A 23503-nucleotide genomic window follows, 5' to 3' on the forward strand; every position below is an offset into this window, starting at 1 on the left:
CTGCAATTATCTGTGCAATCCGTGGGAAAACTAATGTGGAAAAATCAAAGATTCCTTTTCAAATGTTCCATTGCCTGAATAATCAGCTCATCTTTTTTCGCAAAGCTAAATCTGATATAATCAGAATTATCTCTTGAATTATAAAAAGCAGAAAGTGGAAGGCAGGAAACTTTTTTCTCAATCGTAAGCCATTTTGAAAACTCTACATCGGTCATTGTTTTAGAAACATTGCGGAAATTGACAACCTGAAAAACACTTCCTTCCGCCTGTTGCTCTACCTGCAGGGGAGTTTCCCGGATCAGCTGATTAAAAATATCTCTTTTATTCTGCATTATTTCTTTATTGACAGCGGGGTCAAATACATCCAGATACTTTGCGATAGCGTATTGCGCAGGAGCATTGGCACTGTAAGAAATATACTGCTGGTGGCATTGAAATTTTTCAGTTAATGCTTCAGAAGCAAGCATATAGCTGACCTTCCATCCGGAAGTATGAAACATTTTACCAAAAGAAAAAATACAGAATGTCTTTTCTCTGAGCCCTGGATGAATAAAGGAACTGTAATGTTCAGCTTCATCATAGCAATAGGTGTCATATATTTCTTCGGAAATCAAATAGATATCACGGTCTTTTATCAGTTCGTACAACTGGCTCCAGTCTTCTTTTTTCCATACTTTTCCCGTTGGGTTCTGGGGAGAATTGACAATAATCGCTTTGGTTTTCTCCGAAATGCAGTTTTTAAATAAGTCCCAATTGATCGTGAAATTACCTTCAAGATCGTAATAGACAGGGATTCCGCCATTCATGACAACGGCAGGTCCATACGTGTAATAGGACGGTTGAATAATGATGACTTCATCATATTGATTAATAATAGATTTGAGGGAAGTATATAAAGCAAAGGTTGCACAGGGAACAATGGTAACTTCATCAGGAGTAATTATGATTTTATGATTCCGTTTTGCATTGAAACGAATGATGCTTTCAATCAGAAAGGGATTGCCGGCAAGAGGTTCGTAATGATAGGTGTCTTTTTCAGAGGCTTCTTTTAAAAAGATTTTCAGACGTTCGTCAATATCAAAGTCGGGAAGTCCCAGAGAAAGATCAAAGCTTCCGTGCCTGGCAGCCAGTTCGGACATTTCCGTAAAAAAGGAATAATGTGTGAATCCGTAAATTTTATCCACCTATTTTGTATTTTAATCAAATATAATAAAAATTTAATACTGTATTGAATTTAAAATTGACGTATTATTAAATTCGTGTAGTAATAGGTGTTCTCTAATCCTATTTATTTCTTCCATTCGGATTCAATAAAATTTGTTATTTTTAAGAAATTTATTTTTATGAAAAAAATACTTATTCCGCTATTTGCCATGGCTGTAGTAACCAGTTGTGGATCGGCAAACATATCTGATGGGAATGCTTCACATCCTGTTTCCACAAAACATAGTAATGCATTTAACAATGCATACAAAGTGATAAGCGCTGAAGCTTTAAAAAAGAATCTCTACGTGATTGCTGCAGATGATATGGAAGGAAGAGATACGGGAAGCAAAGGACAGAAAAAAGCGGGTGAGTATATGATTAATTACTATAAAAACCTCGGAATTTCAGGGCCTAAAGCATTAGGTTCCTATTATCAGAAGGTTCCGTCAGAATTTATGAAGAAAAGAGGTGGTGGAAACCTTCCTGATTCTGAAAATATTCTGGCGTTTATCGAAGGAAGTGAAAAGCCAGAAGAAATTGTGGTAATTTCAGCACATTATGATCATGTGGGAACAAAAAATGGTGTAGTATACAACGGAGCCGACGATGACGGAAGCGGAACTGTTGCTGTCATGGAAATAGCCAAAGCTTTCCAGGAAGCTAAAAAAGCAGGAAAAGGACCTAAAAGATCCATTCTGTTTTTACACGTTACAGGAGAAGAACATGGACTGTTTGGTTCAGAATATTACTCCGAAAATCCTGTTTTTCCATTAGCCAATACTGTTGTTGACCTTAATATTGACATGATAGGACGTGATGATCCTGCTAACAGAGGAAAACAATACGTCTATGTGATTGGTTCGGAAATGTTAAGTTCTCAGCTTAAAGTGATCAATGAAGCAGCAAATAAGAGAACCAATAACTTGGAACTTAATTACAAATATGATGATTTGAATGACCCTGAGCAGTTGTATTACCGTTCAGATCACTATAATTTTGCCAAACATAATATTCCTGTAGCATTCTTTTTTGATGGTATTCATGAAGACTACCACAAACCAGGTGATGATCCTGAAAAGATAGATTATCAGCTATTGCAAAAAAGAACCCAGCTTATTTTCACAACCGCCTGGGATATTGCTAACAGAGAAGAAAGAATTGTTGTTGACAAGAAATAATCACCAGTTTTATTTTAGATTTTTTCTTACCCCTTGAAGGTTTAAAACCTTGACAAGAGGTAAGAAAAAATTTCACGCCCTTAATCAACAAAACAATCACCATGAATATAATTATCCGGGAAGCAAAACCAGAAGACATTCCACAAATACAGATTGTAAGAAATGCTGTGAAGGAAAACACCCTCTCAGATCCAGGATTGGTTACTGATAAAGATTGTGAAGAATTTTTGTTTCAAAGAGGAAAAGGATGGGTAAGTGAAGTGGAAGGTCAGGTTGTAGGTTTTTCTATTGCGGACCTTAAAGAAAATAATATATGGGCATTGTTTGTACATCCTGATTTTGAAAACCATCGAATTGGCAGAAAACTTCATGATATCATGCTCGACTGGTATTTTGAACAGAATAAAGACTATGTCTGGCTTGGTACTTCGCCGGGAACAAGGGCTGAAAACTTCTACAGGAAATCCGGATGGAAGGAAGCAGAAACCCATGGAAAAGGAGAGGTGAAGTTTGAAATGACTTATGAAAATTGGAAAAATAAAGACCTCATAAAATCGCCGCTAAAATCAATCAGACCGTTTATTGGTGCACAAAATTTTGAAATCAGCAGAAACTTTTATAAAGATCTTGGGTTTGAAGAAGTTGTGCTTGAGCCTAAGCTGTCCCTTTTTATACGGCAGGAAATAGGCTTCTATCTTCAGGATTATTATGCAAAAGAATGGGTTGACAATACCATGATTTTTATGGAAGTTGCCGATACAGACGAATTCTGGAAGGAAGTTTTGTCTTTAGGGCTTACAGATAGATATGAAAATGTAAGACTTACTCCTGTGAGAACGATGGATTGGGGAAAAGAGTGTTTTGTACACGATCCGTCCGGGATTTTATGGCATTTTGGTGAGTTTTTTAAGGAAGAGAAAATATGATTTACGCATTTGATACCTATTATTACGAGGATTATGCTAATACAGTGTGTATTGCATTTGAAAACTGGACCTCTGAAAAAGAAATAGAAACTTTTATAGAAGAAACTCCTGTGACTTCAGAATATGAAAGCGGAGCTTTTTACAAAAGAGAATTGCCCTGCATTTTAAGCCTGTTAAATAAAATAGCATTAAAACCGGAAGACATTATCATTGTTGACGGATATGTTACCCTTGACAACAATGGAAAAATTGGCTTAGGGGGACATCTTTATGAGGCACTGGAAGAAAAGCATCCTATTATTGGGATTGCAAAGAACGATTTTACAACTCCGGATTCACAGCGGAGAAGTGTTTTCCGCGGAGAAAGTAAAACACCGCTTTTTGTTACGGCCAGAGGGTTTGATGTAGATGAAGTTAAGCTAAAAGTAGAACAGATGCATGGAGATTTTAGAATACCCACGCTGTTGAAAAAACTGGATCAACTGAGCAGAACATAAAAAATTAAAGTCTTACTGTAGAAAGTAAGACTTTTTTAATATTATGAATATACCAATCGGTATATTTTACTATCTTTGTATATCCCCCTGATCAATAAAAGAGGGAATTTTTTTAATAAAAATAATACCGATCGGTATATTGTAAAATAATATCTTATGAAAGAAGTATTTATAGTGGCAGCCAAAAGAACCCCTGTGGGTGGGTTTATAGGCAGCCTTTCCGGATTTACAGCAACTCAATTGGGTGCTATAGCAATACAGAATGCGTATGAAAGTATTGGGCTTGCTCCTGAGCATGTAGACAGTGTGTATATGGGAAATGTTTTAAGTGCAGGATTGGGACAGTCGCCGGCGAGGCAGGCTGCTATTTTTGCAGGAATCCCTGTGGATAAAGATGCTACAACGATTAATAAAGTCTGTGCTTCCGGAATGAAAGCGGCAATCATTGGCGCTCAGCAGATTCAGCTGGGGTTGGAGAATATCGTTATGACGGGCGGAATGGAAAGTATGAGCAATGTTCCGCACTATACGAAACTCCGTCAGGGAACAAAGCTGGGAGATACCAGTCTTATTGATGGCCTGATCAAAGATGGCCTTTGGGACGTATATAATGACTTCCATATGGGAAGTGCCGCCGAACTGGGAGTGAAGAAGTATGGGCTCACCAGACAGGAACTTGATGACTATGCACTGCTTTCCTATCAGAGAGCTCAGGAAGCTGCAAAAAACGGTAAATTCAGCAATGAGTTGATCCCTGTATCCTTTGAAACAAAAAAGGGAACGACGATCGTGGATAAAGATGAAGATATTGATAAACTTATTCCTGAGAAAATTTCCCTGCTGAAACCTGCATTTGAATCAGATGGAACATTGACAGCCGCTAATTCCAGTAATTTAAATGATGGAGCTTCTGCAATAGTATTGGGATCTTCAGAGGCTATAGAACATCATCATCTTAAGCCATTGGCAAGAATAATCGCTTATGCAGATGCAGCCCAGTCCCCGGAATGGTTTACGACTTCACCTTCTGTAGCCATTCAAAAGCTTCTGAAACAAACAGGTCTTAGCTTATCTGATATCGATTTTTTCGAAATTAATGAAGCCTATTCTTCAGTCATTCTGTCTAATCAGAAAATTCTTGAGTATGATTTGAACAAAGTAAATGTGTATGGTGGAGCTGTTGCATTAGGACACCCGATTGGTGCTTCAGGAGCAAGGATTATCACAACGCTGGTCAACGTCTTGCATCAGGAAAAAGGGAGATACGGTATTGCTGCCATCTGCAACGGGGGCGGGGGAGCTTCAGCCATTCTTATTGAAAATATAGGATAAAAGATGTAAAATTCCCCTTATTTCTTACTTTAAAATATAAAATACCTTTCTTGAGAACATAATTTCGGGGAAGGTATTTTTTATATAACAAATTGATTATCCATGAGTAATTTGAATTATTTTATATGTACTAGGCAGGTGTAAAACGTCTATTTTTGATAAACTGATAAATATCATTGCGCTGTTATTTTTATTCATTCTAAATAAATATAAATTTGTATCAAGAAATTTAAACAAGAAAAATGAAAAAAATAACTACTCTTTCTGGTATTGTACTTTGCTCACTGATGAACGCCCAATTACAGTATTGTATGCCTGCGTTTCAGTATGGAGCAGACAGCAATATGATCAGTAATGTTACTTTAGGAACGATTAATAATTCGTCACCGGTTCAGTCCGGGAATGCACAGATTTATGAAAATTTCACTTCAATATCTACCGATCTGCAGTCCGGGAATTCTTATCCGATATCGATAAAAGGTCCTTCCAGTACATTTCCGAGTGATGTAGTTGTTTTTATAGATTTTAATAAGAATGGCAATTTTGATGATGCCGGGGAAAGCTTCTATATCGGAAGACTCGCAGCCGCTAATCCAGCCAATGCTTTTACAATCAGCAATACGATAACCGTTCCTGCCAATGCTGCCAGCGGAAGCACAAGGATGAGGGTTCTTAAAAATACAAATGTTCAGGCTTATTCCAATCCCGCAGCAGCTAACTCTATCAGTTCAGCTTGTGATTCCAGTTTAAGAGCAGGACAAACAGAAGATTATACCGTGAATATCATAGGGAATACGGTAAATTTCCCAGCTCCTTACTGTGGAGCCGAGAATGTGACCAGCCTTACAGTAAGCGAAATAAGCAAGGTAGAATTTGCCGGAACTGTTAGAAGCAGTGCTATTGATGGCAACTCGGATGTTCTTGAAAATTTTACAGCGACTGTCTTTACGGTCAACCGTGGAAATAGCTATCCTATAACGGTTACAGGAGGCACCCATGGGCAGAATACGGTGTCAGCGTATGCCTATATTGATTTTAACCATAATAATCAGTTTGATGCTGATGAAAAAATTGACCTGGGATACCTGGACAATTCCAATCCGATTTCTAGTACAGAATCGGGAGTTACGTCAGCTAATATTACCATTCCGGCAGGTGCACAGTTGGGAGATACCCGTTTCAGGCTGGTAAAAGCTTATGAATCCAGTTCCTGGATGGGAACTTTGGAGAACCTTCCATGCCCTTCAGGATGGTTTATCGGGCAGGTAGAGGATTATACACTTAAGATTCAACCGGAAAGTCTTTCAACAATTGAAGTTTCTAAAGGGGCATCAGTGAATGTTAAAATATATCCAAATCCTACAACAAATACCGTAACCATCAAGATGAAGGAAGGATTGGAGAAATATGAAATTTATAATATGTCAGGACAAAAAATGCTGGAAGGTAATTCAATGACCGTACATATGGAGAGCTTAATACCCGGAACGTATCTGATAAAAATTCTTACAAAAGATCAAAAACTCATTACAGAAAAGATTATTAAAAAATAGACACATCATATCTAAATCATATCCATATCAATTTTTGTTTTTATCGACAGGTCCTTTACCTGTCGGTTTTTTTTTATTACAGACTTTCTGATCAGCAATAATATTCAGTTTCCGAAAGATGCCAGGCTGAATACTTCTTCCATTGTTTCCTATAAAAAAGGAAACGAAAACTATGATTATCATAAGTTGTTTATAATCGAAATTAATGGGTAAATGCTAAATAGTTTTGAATTATATTGTTAAAGCCATGTGGGTTAATTCTGTTTTTGACCAATGATGTCATTTCTGAAGACTTTGGTTCTTTAAAATTACTTTTTACAAATGATTAATTTCTACTTGATAATCTGTAGAAAACCATCCAAAATCCTCTGTTTTGTGCTATATTTACGCTTCAAATAAAAGGATAAATACCGTAATGACTGATAATAAATTATCTCTAAGCACTTTAGAAAGTTGGCTTTGGGATTCCGCAAATATATTGAGAGGAAGTATTGACTCTTCCGATTTTAAAAATTACATTTTTGGGTTATTATTCTTAAAACGTTCCAACGATGTATTTGAAGAAGAGGTTGAAAACATCATGACTCGTGACGGTGTTTCTCGTGAGGAAGCAGAAGATGGAACTTATTTCCAAATGCCAATCGAATCTCGTTGGGAAACCATCAAAAAAGAAACAGAAAATATTGGTATTGCTTTAGATAAAGCTTTTGCAGGGATTGAGCGTGAAAATACTTCTTTGGAAGGAGTAATGACAGCTACCAAATTTGGGGATAAAGAAAAGCTATCTGACGAATTATTACAACGTCTTTTAAGACACTTTAATCAGTATTCACTTAGAAATTCTAACCTGGAATCAAATGATTTATTAGGTGATGCTTATGAGTATTTGATTAAAATGTTTGCCGATGATGCAGGTAAGAAAGGAGGAGAATTCTATACGCCTCGTGGTGTAGTGCAATTGATTGTACAACTGATAAAGCCAGAACCCAGACAAAAAATTTACGATCCCACTTGTGGCTCAGGGGGTATGTTGATTGAATCGGCTCGTTATATTGCTGACCAACCCAATGGAAAAGTATTGAACAATATCAACGTATCTTTGTATGGGCAAGAGAAAAATTTGGGTACATGGGCTATTGGTAAATTGAATATGTTGCTTCATAATTTTATGGATACTGATATTCGAAAAGGAGATACATTAATCACCCCGCAACACAAGAATGAAAATAACGAGTTGGATTTATTTGACCGTGTGATTGCGAATCCTCCATTCTCGATGGATGGATGGTGGACTCCAGCTGAAAACTCGATTGAGGTAAAATTGGATAAGGACGGTAAAGAGAAAAAAGTAACCCCCAATTATGCCAAAGTAGTAACTGACCCTTATGGACGTTTCCAATTTGGAATACCTCCAAGAGGTTATGCCGATTTAGCTTTTTTACAACACATGGTGGCGGTTTTAAAACAAGACGGAAAAGCGGGTGTTGTCTTACCACACGGTACTTTGTTTAGAAGCGGAACCGAAGGAACTATTCGTAAAGCATTACTTGAAGCTGACTTGGTAGAAGGTATTGTAGGGTTACCAAGTGCATTGTTCTACAATACAGGAATACCTGCTTCGATTTGGATTATTAATAAAAATAAAACCGAAGCCCAAAAAGGGAAAGTAACGATTATTGATGCCAGTAGTGATTACAAAGAAGGTAAAAACCAAAACGAATTATTATCTGAACACATCACTAAGATTGTCAAAGCTTACGATGGCGCAACTGATATAGAAAAATACATGCGTATTGTACCTATTTCTGAACTAGCTGAAAACGATTACAACCTCAATATTTCTCGTTTTATTGATACCTCAGAAGCAGAAGTTGAAGTGGACATTAAAATGGTACACCAAAAGCTTTCTGATTTAGAAAAACGTGAAATAGAAATTAATGTGAAAATAGCTGGATTTTTAAAGGAATTGGGGATATGATTAAATTTAATAAAATTTCATTTCAAAATGATATTCCAGATACTTGGAGTAGAATTCCTTTATATGAACTAAGAAATAAAAAAGATCGATATGGATTTACAGGAGGTCCATTTGGGTCTGATTTAAAATCAGAACATTACACACAATCTGGTGTTAAAATTTTACAACTTCAAAATATTGGAGAAGGAAAATTTATTGATAAGGGTATTGTTTACACGTCAGAACAAAAAGCAAATGAGCTTATTTCATGTAATATATATCCGGGTGAAATAATTCTTGCTAAAATGGCACCAGTAGCTAGGTGCTGTAAAGTTCCTTCGACAGATGAAAGATATGTGATGTGTTCTGATGGAATTCGTCTTTCGGTCGATACTCATAGATTTGACAATGAGTTTGTTTTTCAAGCCTTGAATTCAAAATATTTTAGAGACGAAGCTGAGTCTAAAAGCACAGGTACAACTAGAGCAAGAATTGGATTAAATGAATTAAAACAAATCTGTTTATCTGTCCCAAATTCTGTCCCAGAACAACAAAAAATAGCAGAAATATTAAGCACCGTAGATGAAAAAATTGAGGTCATTGACCAACAAATTAGCGAAACCCAAGAACTCAAAAAAGGCTTAATGCAAAGTTTATTAACTAAAGGCATTGGGCATACTGAGTTTAAGGAGTCTCCTTTGGGGATGATTCCTGAGAGTTGGGAGGTAGTGAAGTTAAATAAAATAGGGAGTTTGTCTGGAGGGAATGCTTTTAAAGCAACAGCATTTAATACTGAAAAAATAGGATTACAAGTTATTAGGATGAGTAATATTCAGCCGTATGGTTTGGCCTTAAAAAAGAATCCTGTATTTATCAACTCAATATCAGATAAAGAAAGTAAATTTTTGCTTAAAAAAGGAGATTTACTTATCACTTTAACTGGAACGATTGGTAAGACAGATTATGGCAATTTAGCATATATAGAAGAATCTAATTCAATGGTTCTAAATCAACGCGTAGGTAGGTTTGAATATAATGAAAAATCATTTGGGAAGTTTTTATATTATGTATTCTCATCTGAATATTTCAGAAATAATTTTTTTGAACAAGGAAAAGGTGGGACTGGTAATCAAGCCAATGTTGGTAAGGAAGGCTTTGAAAGTATTCAAATTGTTTTTCCTTCTAAAATTGAGCAAAAAAAAATCGCAGAAATTTTAAATTCAGTTGACGATAAACTAGAAGTACTATCCGAAAAGAAAACCTACTACCAAGAGTTAAAACAAGGCTTGATGCAACAATTACTAACAGGAAAAATTAGGGTAAAAATTTAATCTAGAAAAGTTACCAAGCGATATGAAATGAAAAGGGATGAAAAATGTTGATTACTACTTTAGCGCTAAACCTTTTTTAGTTTCAGGAAAATTGTAGAATGTACACAATAAAAGATTTATGAATAACAGGCCGGAGTATATGTATAGCGAGTTGCCAGCCATAGCGTTGTTGCAAGAAATGGGCTACCATTATTTCAATGGGGAACAGCATCAAGAACGCAATGATATCACCGAGGTAATTCTTAAAACACGATTATTAGACACTATTAAACGTATCAATCCTTGGATAAATGACAACAATCTTAATAAAGCCTATACGCTCATTACAACGGTTACGGGAACTTCTTTAATGGAGATTAACCAGAAGGTCTGGGAACTGATGAGAGGCGGAACTTATACGGTCAAACAAATTATTGATGGCGTAGAAGGGTTTCATGCAGTACATTTCATCGATTATGAAAATATAGGTAACAATGACTTTTTGGTGGTGAGTCAAATGAAATTCCACGGAAGGTTTCGACACTCTATTCCTGACTTGGTTATTTACATCAATGGTTTACCTATTGGTATCATTGAATGTAAATCTCCGAATGCTCCAACAGCTTGGGACTCTGCTTACGGAGATTTAAAATACTACCAGGAAAACTCAGAGAAGCTGTTTCATTTCAATCAGATATGTGTCGGGATTTGGCAAGTTGGTGGAAAATATGGGGCGATCAATTCGTCGCAACAATTTTATTCTGTTTTTAAGACCAATAAAGAGGATACTGATATTTTGGCTCTTGCTAACACAGAACAAGATAAATTACTCATTGCTCTTTTCAAAAAAGAACGAGTGTTGGATATTATCCGTCACTTTGTTTTATTTGAACTGGACGAAGGTATTACCATAAAAAAACTACCACGATACCAACAAATAAGAGCCACCAATAAAACAATAGAACGCCTGCAAGCTGGAGAAGGTGGTGTTGTGTGGCATACTCAAGGTTCTGGTAAATCGTTAACGATGGCTTATGTTGCCCGTAAATTACAGGCCCCGGAATACGGCTTTGATAATCCTACGGTGATGATAATGACCGATAGAAAGGATTTGGATAGACAAATCACTACGACGTTGCAAAATGTGGGATTCAAGAATGTAAATCAAGCTTCCTCGGTAGTGCATTTAGATAAATTACTTCGAAATGATTACGGAGGAATAATTACAACCACGATACAAAAATTTCAAGAAACCGATAAAGAAGCAACAGACTCTACCGACCAAACCGAACTAGAAGAGCGAGGTAATTTGATCATTGAAAAACATTTAAAAGACAAAACGCTTATCAAGATTACCAAAGAACTTCAAAAAGGGAAATGGGTAGAAATTGATCGTGTTGAAATAGAATTAGAAGAGCTTTCCAGAAAAGAAAATCTTTATATTTTAGTAGATGAAGCCCATCGAAGTCATTATGGTTTTCTAGCTTCTTTCATGAGAACGGTTTTACCCAACGCTAAGTTTATAGCCTTTACAGGAACTCCAATATCTAAAGAAGACAAATCGACTTTAGGAGAATTCTATGGAGGAGAATATATTGATGTTTATACCATTATAGAATCTGTTTCCGATGGAGCTACTGTTGAGCTATTGTATGATGAAGGAATCTGCAAGTTAGATGTTAAAAAAGAAGCTATTGATGAAGAATTTGAGGCGAAATTCGCTGATGCATCTGAAGAAAAAAAAGATAAACTAAAACGAGAGGCTCTTAAAAAATACCAATTATCAGCAGAACGGATTAATGATATTTCCAGACATTTAATTGACCATTTCAGGGATAAAATTTTTCCAGATGGTCATAAAGCCATGTTGGTATGTAGCGGAAGAGAATCAGCCATTAAATACCAGCAAACCTTACACAGACTCAAAGAAGAAGGCTATCATAGTTTTGAGTCCAAAGTAGTAGTCAGTATGAGTTCACCAAAAACGGATGCCATTGCTAAAGATTACTATGAAACCTTAGAATGGAACAGAAATAACCCTGCTAATAAAAGACCAATATACGTTGTACCGCCCGAAGACATCAAAGATGCTACGAACGATTTTAAACTGCCTTTTGGAAACGAAGAAGAAACCGAAAAATCAGGCAAGAAAAAATTTGACAATACAGCGATTATGATCGTTTCAGATATGTTGCTAACAGGTTGGGATGCTCCTATTGCATCTTGTTTGTATTTGGATAAACCTTTGAAGGAACACAACCTTCTTCAAGCTATTGCCAGGGTAAACCGTTCCAGAAAGGGAAAAAATGCAGGTTTTATTGTAGATTATAACGGAATCACAGCGTATTTAATTCAAGCGTTAGAAATCTTTTCTGGTGACATAAGACCCGATGATATTTTGAAGAATATCAATGAAGAGTTTCCAAAATTAGAAATGAATCATACCAAATTAGTTGATTTCTTTAAACCATTGAAAATTGATAGGAACTACAAAAGAGAAGACTATATTGATTTAGCAGTGCATTACATTGAACCCATCAATATACGAGATGATTTCAAATCTCTACTGAAAGACTTTAACAAATCAATCAATATCGTCTTGCCAAATACCAAAGCTTTGAAATATCAAAGTGACTTCAAGTTGTTTAATGAAATAAAAGTAAGAGCTAAAAATGCATTTCCTGATGATGATGAATTGAAAATCAGTAAGGACGAAAGTAAAATGCTTCAAACGATGATTGATGAACATCTAAAATCAAACGGAGTTCATAGTTTATTATCTGAACCAATTTCTATCATTGACAAAAATAAATTTAAAGAGGAAATCATGAACGCATCGCCCGCAACCAAAGAGCTAAAGATGCGAAACAACTTGAAACACGTCATTAAAGTTGGATTAGATAAGAATCCTGATTTTTACAAACCATTGGCTCAAAGGCTAGATGAATTGTTGAAGCAAAAAGAAGCCCAGCGAATTGATGAAGCTCAATTACTTCTAGCTTACACCACAATTCAAGATGAAATTATCAACGAGCAAAAAGAAGGTGAGCAAAAAGGTTTTGTTACAGAACGAGAACGAGCTGTTTATAACTCGATGAAAACGCTTTTTGATGGTACTGCCGACGATGCAACCAAAACATTATTTGATCTTATCAACGGCGAGCTGAGTATTGTATCATGGGAGAGTAAAGGTCAAGTTCAAAAAGACATTGAAAATAAGATAATACGATTCTTGAGCACTAAGTTGGAACGGTCAGAAGCTAAGGCTAAAGCCAAAGAAATGGTAGATGTTTTAAAGAAGAATAAAGATGTATAGTGTACAATATGGTAACAAGACCATTGAGTATTCAATCATGGAAAAAGACGGTCTTAAATCACATTATATTAGCGTAGAAAAAGACGTTGGTGTTATTCTCAAAGGCAAAGCGATTTCAATTGAGCAAGCCAATAAATTGATACTTAGAAAAGCCAAATGGATTTTAGATAAATTAGAGTTGGTAAGTTCCTTGAATGATGGTGAAATTGTCACTGGTTCCAGAATTCAGTATCTAGGAAGAAAGTATTATGTTGAGATCATTATTGAAAATGAAAGTCATAAAATTGAAATTGATTTTACAGAATCTAAATTCAAGATTACACTACCGGATCACTTGAACACTCAAGAAAATTTACGTCAAGCTATTGAAAACTACTACAGATTAAAAGCACAGGAAAAAATAGAACCTATTTTAAGAAAGAAATCCAAAACGATAGGATTGCAATACAAAAATGTCAAGTTTATGAAGCTTGAAAAACGATGGGGAAGCTGTACACCGTCGAATACCATAATAATAAATTTTCATGCCATTAAACTTCCATTTTCACTAATAGAATATTTGGTAGTTCATGAGCTTGTTCATACCAAAGTAAAAAGCCATTCAAAAGAATTTTGGGCTGAATTATCTAAACATATTTTCAATTGGAAAGAGCTGGATGCTAAAATGTATGAGATGAAGTTGTAGCGTGCAAAATTCGGAAGGAGTGACCATCAGATTTTAATTTTGTTTGATCATAAATATGTTTATCAAAATGGCCAAAGAAAACAGTGGGCCAACTGCTTGGGGTAAATGTCAAAGCACAAAACTTGTTTACCAGGCTTCCCGTAAAAAAACCTTTTTTAGGAGCCGGATTCAAGTAAATTCATAAGATCCTGCTTGGATAATCCCTGGAATTTTTTTCCATCGGTTGTCAGCAGATTTTCGGCCAGCTGTTTTTTCTTTTTTTGAAGCGTAAGGATTTTTTCCTCCACAGTATTAGAACATATCATTCGGACAGCAATTACATTTTTGGTTTGTCCGATGCGGTAACTACGGTCAATGGCTTGATTTTCAGCAGCAGGATTCCACCATGGATCCACCAGATAAATATAATCGGCCTGGGTTAGGTTGAGACCTACACCACCAGCTTTTAAACTAATCAGGAATACCCGGATATTCTCATTTTTCTGAAAATTCGCCACCTTTTCTCCTCTGTCCTTAGTCTGTCCCGTCAGATATTCAAACTGAATATTGTGATGTTCCAGTTCTGTTTTTATAAGATCCAGCATTCCCACAAACTGTGAGAAAACAAGGATCTTATGATCTTTTGATTTCCCAAGGATCTGTTCCATCAGAATTTCGATTTTAACGGCATTTTCACCGGAATATCCCTCTTTCATTAGGACAGGGGAGTTACAGATCTGTCTGAGCCTTGTAAGCCCCGTAAGAACGTGCATGCTGTTTTTATTCAGATCATCGTCATCATTGGCAGCGATAAACTCACGAAGTTCCTTTTCATAAGCATCGTATATCCTGCGCTGTTCCGCATTCATCTCACAATAGATGACCGTTTCTGTTTTTTCCGGAAGCTCTTTGGCCACCTGTTTCTTCGTTCTTCTGAGGATGAAGGGTTTTATCTTTTGCTGAAGCTCCATCGCACTTTTACTGTACTCGAACTTATCAATGGGAATGGCATAAATATCTTTAAAATACTGCTTGCTTCCCAACAGCCCCGGGCAGGCAAATGAAAGCTGGCTGTAAAGGTCAAAAGTGCTGTTCTCAACAGGAGTTCCTGTCAGAACAATCCTGTTTCTCGATTGAAGCAGGCGTGCTGCTTTGTATCTCTCGGAATTTGGGTTTTTAATGGTCTGTGATTCATCCAGAAAAATATAATTGAAATTAAAATTTTTCAGAAATCGAATGTCAGAAAGGATCATTCCATACGTCGTAAGGACTACTTCGTAATCAGGCATATGAGCCGTTGTCTTTGGACGGTCTGCACCATAATGCAGCCCAACTTTTATAGAAGGTGCAAATCTTCTGATCTCATCCTGCCAGTTGAAAAGCAGGGAAGTGGGAACCACAATAAGATTGGTGGTATGTCCCCGTTTTTCCCTTTGTGACAGAATGAAAGCAATGATCTGAATTGTCTTTCCAAGCCCCATATCATCTGCCAGACATCCTCCGAAGTTGAAACCGTCAAGAAAATTGAGCCAGTTCAGGCCTTCATGCTGATAATCCCGCAGCTCAGCTTTCAGCTCCGCAGGAATATTGACTTTGGGAATCGCTTTTCCTGTTGAAAATTGAGTTGAATAAGACGTTATTTCATCCTGAACTTCTTTACTCAGGACTTCTTTTTCAAATAGTGAGGAAACCTCAGTAAAATTGATTTTAGGAATCTTCAGAAGCTCTTCGTCAATTTCACCTGACTGGAAGTAACCCGCTATCTTTTCCATCCATTCTTCAGGGAGAATTCCCAGACTGCCATCATCCAGCTGAACAAATTTACTTTTATTGCGAATGGCCCGGTGAAGCTGTTTTAAAGAGGCTTCTTTAGGTCCAAATGCCACCTTTAGCTTAGCATTAAACCAATCCAGTCCGCTGGTAATCTGAATGTTGATCTTGGCCCGGTGAGAACTTAATTTATTGTTTTTTAATTCATTAAAACCCAGGATGATGATTCCTTCATTTCTCCAGATCTCAAATGCTCCAAGAAACCAATTGTTATCCAGGAACTTATCCCGGTGAAGATAGAAATACTGGTATCCATCCATCTGCTCTTCAAAATCAGGATGCTGCTGCATGATGAGGGAGGTAAAACGGGCTTCCGCAGATTCGTTTCTTTCTATTTTAAATGGGTTTCCATTCTGATCCATATCAAAAAGCTGCTTTCGGGAATAGACAGGAACTTCAACGTCTCCGTATTTCATAACCGGCGTAATTCCTATATAATTTTCCTGCTGACGAAGGTAAACGACTTTTTCGATCTGATAATTTTTATCTTCAAGTTGTACTTTTGTTGCAGGCTGTATATAGCTGTAATTAATATGAATACGTTCTTCAATGGCAGAGAGAATGTTCTGCATAAATGCCTCGTATTTTGAAGAATGAACGAGTAAAATTTCGTTATTAGCCTTGAAAAATCTAATGATTCTGAGCATGTCAGGATGATCTACAAAGCTGAAAGTGTTTCGGTTATAAACAAAATACTCATTTCTAAGAACAATATTTTTAAAAGGAACAGAAATGTCATTAAACTGTAACTCACCCGTTATTTCATAGAACGGATCTTTTTTAAATACAGATAATTGGACCTCGGCATCTAAAGTATTTAATTCAACATAAGAAAGTGACTTTGCGGAAATGGTTTCTGCAATTTCGCGGTCGTGATAAAAGACTTCCAGCCCCAGAGGATTTTGCACAATGAGCTTTAAAGCTTCCAGTTCTGCAGGATTATAATCCTCGTTGTAATTATTCTGAAAAGAGGTAATCGCGGTGTAAAATTTGATGTCTGCCGGCTTTTCTGCTTTCCATATCAATTGCATGGCATCTACAGGAGTCACGGGATTTTTTATTTTCCCGGTTTGCGTTGTTTCAGCTTCCATCAGGGAAAAAGTCAGGTGGTTATAATAACGGTGCTTGCCGATAACCAATATCTGTTTTTTGCCTGTTTCCAATACTGCCAGTTCATCCAGTTTAGACGGATGCTGTGGAAGAAGATCTCTTGTAAGCATCACATCATCTACAGGAAGCATTTCTTTGATCTTAGGAAGTATTTCAATGCTGCCATTCATATATTCCAGCTGAAAATAGAGGTCGAGATCTGGTTCATTTTCCAGACCATATCCTCTGGCTTTAGGAATAAGTGTCTTTTTGCGGAGGGTCTCATCAAAAAAAAGGCGGTAATTTTTATCCTCGATAATGCAATGGATAATTTCTGCCTGATGGGAACAAAGCTGGTTTTTCAGGTTGTCACAGGTACAGGAGCAGAGTAGTGAACTGCCGATTCTGCTGATCGTGACAATGGGAAAATCCTGAAGTGAAGATTGTTTGGTAAATATTCCTGTATTATTTTCAAGAGCAACAGGGTAGATCTCACGAAAATCCCTGATTCCGATAAATGTGCTGTCTGAAGTATGTTTCAAGAGATCATATACAGAAAGTGTACTGATATTGATGTTTTCAAGAATATATTCTGCCATAAGAATTGATAAAGCAAACTTACAAAAAACAAATGAATGAAGGATTCCTGATGAAGGCTGTTATTTTAGAAAACACATCCAGGCAGTAAGTTTTTGGACTGCTTTCTTTTATATAAACTGGATGATTCTGCCATCGTATTAATCCGATAATTTTGAATAATAAATTATACAATATGAACGAAAATAAATTAACAAACCGAACCGGAGCTCCGGTGTCAGACAATCAGAATATTCAAACCGCAGGACGTCGCGGTCCGGCTTTATTACAGGACATCTGGTTTTTAGAAAAAATGGCTCATTTTGACCGTGAAGTCATTCCTGAACGCAGAATGCATGCTAAAGGATCAGGTGCTTACGGCGTTTTCAGAGTAACACATGATATCACCCGGTATACAAAGGCAAATCTCTTTTCTACGATCGGAAAGGAAACCCCTCTATTTGTCCGTTTTTCTACAGTAGCAGGTGAAAGAGGCGCTGCCGATGCGGAAAGGGATATCCGTGGTTTTGCCATAAAATTCTATACGGAAGAAGGAAACTGGGATCTTGTAGGGAATAACACGCCTGTTTTCTTTCTTCGAGATCCGTTAAAATTCCCGGATTTGAATCATGCCGTGAAAAGAGATCCCCGAACCAATATGAGAAGTGCTGATAATAACTGGGATTTCTGGACTCTTTTGCCGGAATCACTTCATCAGGTTACCATTACCATGAGTGACCGTGGTATCCCCAGATCTTACAGGCATATGGATGGTTTTGGAAGCCATACCTTCAGTTTTATTGATGATAAAAACAACCGGTTTTGGGTTAAATTTCATTTTAAAACACAGCAGGGCATTCAGAACATGAGCAATGAAGAAGCAAAAGCAATCATCGGAACTGACCGGGAAAGTCATCAGAAAGATTTGTATGAAAGTATTGAGGAAGGTCATTTTCCTAAGTGGACAATGTATGTTCAGATCATGGAAGAAAAAGAGGCTAATAGGTATCACATCAATCCGTTTGATTTAACAAAAGTCTGGCCTCATGGGGATTATCCGCTTATTCAAGTGGGAGAATTTGAGCTGAACAGAAATCCGTCCAATTATTTTGCAGAAGTGGAGCAAGCCGCTTTTAATCCTGCTTCTATTGTTCCGGGAATAAGTTTTTCACCCGATAAGATGCTTCAGGGACGTTTATTCTCTTATGGAGATACCCAGCGGTACCGATTAGGGGTTAATCATCATCAGATTCCTGTGAATGCTCCCAAATGCCCCTATCAGTCTTATCATCGGGACGGCGCTATGAGAACAGATGGCAACTTTGGCAGTACAATAGGATATGAGCCTAATAGCTTTAATCAGTGGCAGGAACAGCATGATTTTAGCGAACCTTCTTTAATGATCAATGGTGATGCCGGACATTGGGATCATCGTGAAGATGCCGATTATTTTTCGCAGCCCGGAAATCTTTTCAGACTGATGTCTGATCAGCAAAAAGAGGTTTTATTTAAGAATACAGCTGAAGCAGTTGGGGGTGCGCAGAAGTTTATCCAGATTCGTCATATCAGAAACTGTTATAGGGCTGATCCTGCGTACGGAGAAGGAGTAAGCAGAGACCTCGGATTGTCTATGCAGGAGATTTTTGATTATGAAGGATATGAAATGAAAAAGGTGACAGCAGAGACTATGTAAAGAAACGTTTATTATATATTGATTGTAGCTCCGGGAATACGCCATATATATTTCCGGAGTGAAATCCTTTAGTTTGAATGATCAGCTAAAGGATTTTTTTTGGGTTGAATGCTTTTATTTTGAACCCGTCCGTTTTGGCTACAGCTTACTGCATTTTGGCAACTCTTATGATTCTTTCAATCCTGAACTTTGTCCTGTAATTTTAAACCAAGAAAAATGAAAACAATTTTTATAACAGGTGCTTCTACAGGATTAGGAAAAGCAACTGCCCAATTATTTCAAAACAAAGGATGGAAAGTAATTGCTACGATGAGAAACCCCGACGTAGCAGCGGATCTTGCAGCTTTGGAGAACGTAACTGTTCTTCCGCTGGATGTTACCAATCCGGAACAGATACAGTCTACCGTAAAAGAGGCGTTGGAACTTGGAGCCATTGATGTGGTGTACAATAACGCAGGATATGGCTTAATAGGACCTTTGGAAGCGCTTTCTGACGATCAGATTGTAAAACAGCTGGACACGAATTTATTAGGGGTTATACGCGTTACACAGGCGTTTATTCCTTACTTCAGAGAACAGAAAAAAGGAATGTTTATTTCTACAACGTCTATTGGAGGACTGGTTGCCTTCCCGTTAGGTTCTACTTATCATGCTACCAAATGGGCGCTTGAAGGATGGAGCGAAAGTTTAGCTTTTGAACTTAATACGTTGGGAATTGATATTAAAACCGTTTCTCCAGGAGGAATCAAGACCGATTTTGTAAGCCGTTCTCTGGATTCAGCATCCAGTCCTGCTTATGAAGATATGACCAATTCTCTGTTTTCTAAAATGGAGGGAATGATGGAAGCGGCCTCTACACCTGAACAGATTGCAGAAGTTGTATTTGAGGCAGCTACAGATGGCAAAAAACAGCTGAGATATGTAGCCGGAGAAGATGCTAAAGCTATCTATGCACAACGTCTTGAATTAGGTGATGAGGCATTCAGAGAGCAGTTTGGGAAACAGTTTATTTAGTCAGATTTTTGGAAGACAGTATAAAGTAAATGACATTTATACTGTCTTTTCCATCAAATAATTTATAATTTTATATCATGGAAAAGAAAGATAATATTCCTTTGAAGATTTCATCCATATCGGAACTTCATGACATGCTGCAGCTTCCCAAACCGCTTCATCCATTGGTAAGTCTTGTGGATAATACAAAGATGAGCATCAGTAAGGATATGCTGAGAAGAAGTTTTATTATGAATTTTTATAAAATCTCTTATAAGTATTCTACTGTTGGGAAAATGGGGTACGGACAAGGGTATTATGATTTCAATGAAGGAGGTATGATGTTCACATCGCCCGGGCAGGTTCTTTCAACCGATGAGAATGCAGAATACTGCGGATATACTTTACTGGTACATCCTGATTTTATAAGAAGCTATCCATTGGCAAAGAATATCAAGAACTTCGGCTTCTTTTCTTATGATACCAATGAGGCTTTGCATCTGTCTGATCAGGAAAAAGCTACCGTAACAGGACTGCTGAACAATATTGAAAATGAACTTAATACCGCTATTGATGAAGTGAGTCAGGATGTCATTGTTTCCTACATTGATGTTCTTCTCAACTATAGCAATCGCTTTTACAAAAGACAGTTTATTACAAGAAAAGCGGTAAATAACGATTTATTGACCAAAATGGATACGGTGCTGGAAGATTATTTTAATAAACAGGAAACATTAAATAAAGGCCTTCCTACAGTAGAGTTTCTGGCTTCCACGCTCAATCTTTCTCCCCATTATCTGAGCGATATGCTCCGTAATCTGACAGGACTGAATGCTCAACAGCATATTCATGAAAAACTGATTGAAAAGGCTAAAGAATATCTTACCACAACAGGATTCTCGGTATCCGAAGTTGCTTATGCATTAGGATTTGAACATCCGCAGTCTTTCAATAAACTGTTTAAAAAGAAAACAGACAAAACTCCTCTGAGTTACAGACAATCATTCAATTAGATATCATACACCCGGTTCAAATACCGGGTGTTTTTTTGTTGACAGAAAATAATAATCGGCGATTTTCTGACATGGGAACGTCTGTTTTCTGATCTATTGGTTAAAATGGAACATAAAAATGACAAAAACGGACTAGATTTTAATGGGTGGGCGTGCCTAACTTTGCAAAAGGAATTTTTATCACCCTGTTATAATGAACGAGAGAGAATCTTTTAATGCCAAAATGCCAACAGCCTGTTTCTTACTTTTCTTTGCCCATGGACTTGTTTTTTCTTCCTGGGCCAGCCGGATTCCCATCATCAAAACTGCACTTTCTATCAATGAAGCAGAATTGGGAACACTATTGCTTCTGATGCCGATAGGGCAGCTTTCGACGATGGTTTTAGCCGGAAAACTCATCAGTATTTATGGAAGCAGCTGGGTGATTAAAAGGTGCTTTCTATTGTATCCTTTTTTTCTTTTATTAATTGGTTTAGCACCTTCTTACTGGACTTTAGCTATTGTTCTGTTCTTTTTTGGTGTTTCCGGAAATCTTTGCAATATAGCGATCAACACACAGGCTATTGAAATAGAATCTATTACGAAAAGAACTCTTCTTTCCTCATATCATGGAGCCTGGTGCTTTGCGGGGCTTACCGGAGCTGTTATTGGTTTATTAATGATTAATCTTCATGTAGGAACCTTTTATCATTTTGTTATTATCTTTATCGCTGTTGGTATACTTTGGTTTTACAGCAAAAGAAACCTGACCAATATTATTCATAAAGCTGAGCCACAGACCCGGTCAATTTTTAAATCTGTAAACCCTACATTGTTTGGATTAGGCATCATAGGATTTCTGAGCATGGCTATTGAAGGGGCTATGTTCGACTGGAGTGGGGTGTATTTTCAAACGATAGTTAAAGCACCTGAAAACCTTGTAATACTGGGGTATACAAGTTTTATTTTAATGATGACTTTAGGTCGGTTTGTCGGGAATAAAATCATTGAAAAATATGGAAAAAAGATTGTTCTGCAATGTTGCGGTTTACTGATGAGTGGAGGTCTTTTTCTAAGTGTTTTCTTCCCGGAGCTATGGATTTGTATTATCGCTTTTATGATTATTGGTCTTGGAAGCTCTTTGAGTGTGCCGTCTGTTTACAGTACCGTAGGGAAAGTAAGTACAGTCGCTCCAAGTATAGCGTTATCGTTTGTGTCCAGTATTTCATTTTTAGGATTTCTAATGGGACCGCCTCTTATCGGGTACATTGCTGAAAGTTTTGATCTCCGATATTCATACGGTCTTTTTGCCTGCTTTGGAATTTTACTGGCAATTATGGCCGGGCAGATGAAAGTATTCAGTAAGAAAAGCTAATCTTTTTTGTAGGATAATTTTGACATCTTTTAGGCAGTTTTTGACATGTTTCAGTGTATGAAGGAAGATTAATATTGCATTTCAAAATACCATCTTTAAAATCTTGTTATCTTTATTCAAAATTCGTTGCTATGAAACCGGCCTCAAGAATTTTAACCGAATCTGCTATCGACAATTCTTTTTCCGTAAAACGACTGGATGATGATGTTCCTTATTCTGGACATTTTGTAAGACTCAATTATCATCATATTGTAATAATAGAGCGTGGTAGAGGTGTACTGACAGTTGATCATCATTCTTTTGAGATTGCAGGTCAGGAAATTTTTCTGCTGTCTAAAGGCCAGATCTGTAAGTTTGAAAATGATCCGGCTATTCATGGTTATCATATTTCCTTTGGAGATTGTTTCTGGGAAAGAGTCCCTTCCAGTGCCAGTAATTGTAAAGCTGTATTGTTTAATAATGCATCGGCCAATCAGAAGCTAGAACCAGAGCAGGCTGGAATAGAAGAATTTTTAATATTGTTTAAAAATTTACTGACGGAATACAAAACTCCCTCTTATACCAATCAGATGGATGTGCTGGCTGCTTATTTAAAGATCATTATGATCAAACTGGCGAATGTGAAAATTGTGAAAGAGGAAACTTTCGACAGTCAGGATTACATTATTTACCGCAAATTCATGGAACTGTTAAGCATTCAGTATCATAGCCTGCATGCGGTGAATGACTATTCAGAAATGTTGAATATTACATCCAGAAGACTGAGCGAACTGTGTAAGCGGTGCAGTAATAAAAGCGCAAAGGAAATCATCAACGGACAAATCATTGCAGAAGCCAAAAGATTACTCCAATTCAGTTCCCATTCTGTAAAAGAGATTGCCTATCAGCTTAATTTCGGTACATCAGAACAGTTCAGCCACTTCTTTAAAAAAAATACAGAAATATCGCCTGTAAGTTATCGCAGTCATTTTATTCATATCGGAGTTTAAACGCTGCGAAATTTTGACATGTCATCG

16 protein-coding genes are annotated in these 23503 nt (G+C 37.1%); 14 read left to right on the forward strand and 2 right to left on the reverse strand.

Going from position 1 to position 23503, the window contains the following annotated elements; genetic code table 11:
- Positions 1-44: 44 nt before the first annotated feature.
- Complete coding sequence (locus C1634_RS09265) at positions 45-1184, reverse strand: aminotransferase class I/II-fold pyridoxal phosphate-dependent enzyme (RefSeq protein WP_109738289.1); 1140 nt, start codon at positions 1182-1184, stop codon at positions 45-47.
- A gap of 159 nt (positions 1185-1343) precedes the next feature.
- Between C1634_RS09265 and C1634_RS09270 the strand changes: the two genes are divergently transcribed.
- The 9 genes from C1634_RS09270 to C1634_RS09315 all read left to right on the forward strand — a co-directional run bounded on the left by C1634_RS09270 (position 1344) and on the right by C1634_RS09315 (position 13960).
- On the forward strand, positions 1344-2384 hold the full coding sequence (locus C1634_RS09270) for a M28 family metallopeptidase (RefSeq protein WP_109738290.1): 1041 nt from the start codon (positions 1344-1346) through the stop codon (positions 2382-2384).
- 101 nt (positions 2385-2485) lie between these two features.
- Positions 2486-3310: a GNAT family N-acetyltransferase gene (locus C1634_RS26475; protein ID WP_317047485.1), complete on the forward strand. Its 825-nt coding sequence runs from the start codon at positions 2486-2488 to the stop codon at positions 3308-3310.
- Positions 3307-3807 (forward strand): endonuclease V, encoded by a 501-nt coding sequence (locus C1634_RS09285; protein ID WP_103235115.1) that lies wholly within the window; start codon positions 3307-3309, stop codon positions 3805-3807. Before C1634_RS26475 ends, C1634_RS09285 begins: the two co-directional genes overlap by 4 nt.
- A 156-nt stretch (positions 3808-3963) precedes the next feature.
- Positions 3964-5139, forward strand: a complete 1176-nt coding sequence (locus C1634_RS09290; RefSeq protein ID WP_103235114.1) for an acetyl-CoA C-acyltransferase — start codon at positions 3964-3966, stop codon at positions 5137-5139.
- 242 nt (positions 5140-5381) lie between these two features.
- Positions 5382-6692, forward strand: coding sequence for a T9SS type A sorting domain-containing protein (locus C1634_RS09295; RefSeq protein ID WP_123921423.1), 1311 nt, complete (start codon positions 5382-5384; stop codon positions 6690-6692).
- Positions 6693-7107: 415 nt separating this feature from the next.
- The gene (locus C1634_RS09300) at positions 7108-8670 is read left to right on the forward strand and encodes a type I restriction-modification system subunit M (RefSeq protein WP_109738292.1); all 1563 of its coding nucleotides are present in this window, start codon (positions 7108-7110) and stop codon (positions 8668-8670) included.
- The gene (locus C1634_RS09305) at positions 8667-9980 is read left to right on the forward strand and encodes a restriction endonuclease subunit S (protein WP_109738293.1); all 1314 of its coding nucleotides are present in this window, start codon (positions 8667-8669) and stop codon (positions 9978-9980) included. Before C1634_RS09300 ends, C1634_RS09305 begins: the two co-directional genes overlap by 4 nt.
- Before the next feature lie 118 nt (positions 9981-10098).
- On the forward strand, positions 10099-13275 hold the full coding sequence (locus C1634_RS09310; protein WP_109738294.1) for a type I restriction endonuclease subunit R: 3177 nt from the start codon (positions 10099-10101) through the stop codon (positions 13273-13275).
- Positions 13276-13312: 37 nt separating this feature from the next.
- Complete coding sequence (locus tag C1634_RS09315; protein ID WP_228410040.1) at positions 13313-13960, forward strand: M48 family metallopeptidase; 648 nt, start codon at positions 13313-13315, stop codon at positions 13958-13960.
- Between the two features lie 155 nt (positions 13961-14115).
- Here the strand turns inward: C1634_RS09315 and C1634_RS09320 are convergent, their stop codons facing one another.
- Positions 14116-17457 carry a DEAD/DEAH box helicase gene (locus tag C1634_RS09320; RefSeq protein ID WP_109738295.1) on the reverse strand — a complete coding sequence of 1114 codons (3342 nt, stop codon included), beginning with the start codon at positions 17455-17457 and terminating at the stop codon, positions 14116-14118.
- A gap of 173 nt (positions 17458-17630) precedes the next feature.
- Here C1634_RS09320 and C1634_RS09325 point away from each other — a divergent pair, with 173 nt between their 5' ends.
- The 5 genes from C1634_RS09325 (at position 17631) to C1634_RS09345 (ending at position 23476) form a co-directional block, all read left to right on the forward strand.
- Positions 17631-19127 (forward strand): catalase, encoded by a 1497-nt coding sequence (locus C1634_RS09325; RefSeq protein WP_109738296.1) that lies wholly within the window; start codon positions 17631-17633, stop codon positions 19125-19127.
- 216 nt (positions 19128-19343) lie between these two features.
- A complete protein-coding gene (locus C1634_RS09330; protein WP_109738297.1) occupies positions 19344-20141 on the forward strand; it encodes an SDR family oxidoreductase in 798 nt (265 codons plus the stop codon).
- Between the two features lie 77 nt (positions 20142-20218).
- Positions 20219-21133, forward strand: a complete 915-nt coding sequence (locus C1634_RS09335; RefSeq protein ID WP_109738298.1) for a helix-turn-helix domain-containing protein — start codon at positions 20219-20221, stop codon at positions 21131-21133.
- Between the two features lie 193 nt (positions 21134-21326).
- Positions 21327-22487 carry an MFS transporter gene (locus C1634_RS09340; protein ID WP_109738299.1) on the forward strand — a complete coding sequence of 387 codons (1161 nt, stop codon included), beginning with the start codon at positions 21327-21329 and terminating at the stop codon, positions 22485-22487.
- A 131-nt stretch (positions 22488-22618) separates the two neighbouring features.
- Entirely contained in the window at positions 22619-23476 is an 858-nt protein-coding gene (locus C1634_RS09345) for an AraC family transcriptional regulator (RefSeq protein WP_109738300.1), read from the forward strand.
- Positions 23477-23503 lie beyond the last annotated feature (27 nt).

This window comes from Chryseobacterium viscerum (genome assembly GCF_002899945.2).
GTDB lineage: Bacteria > Bacteroidota > Bacteroidia > Flavobacteriales > Weeksellaceae > Chryseobacterium > Chryseobacterium viscerum.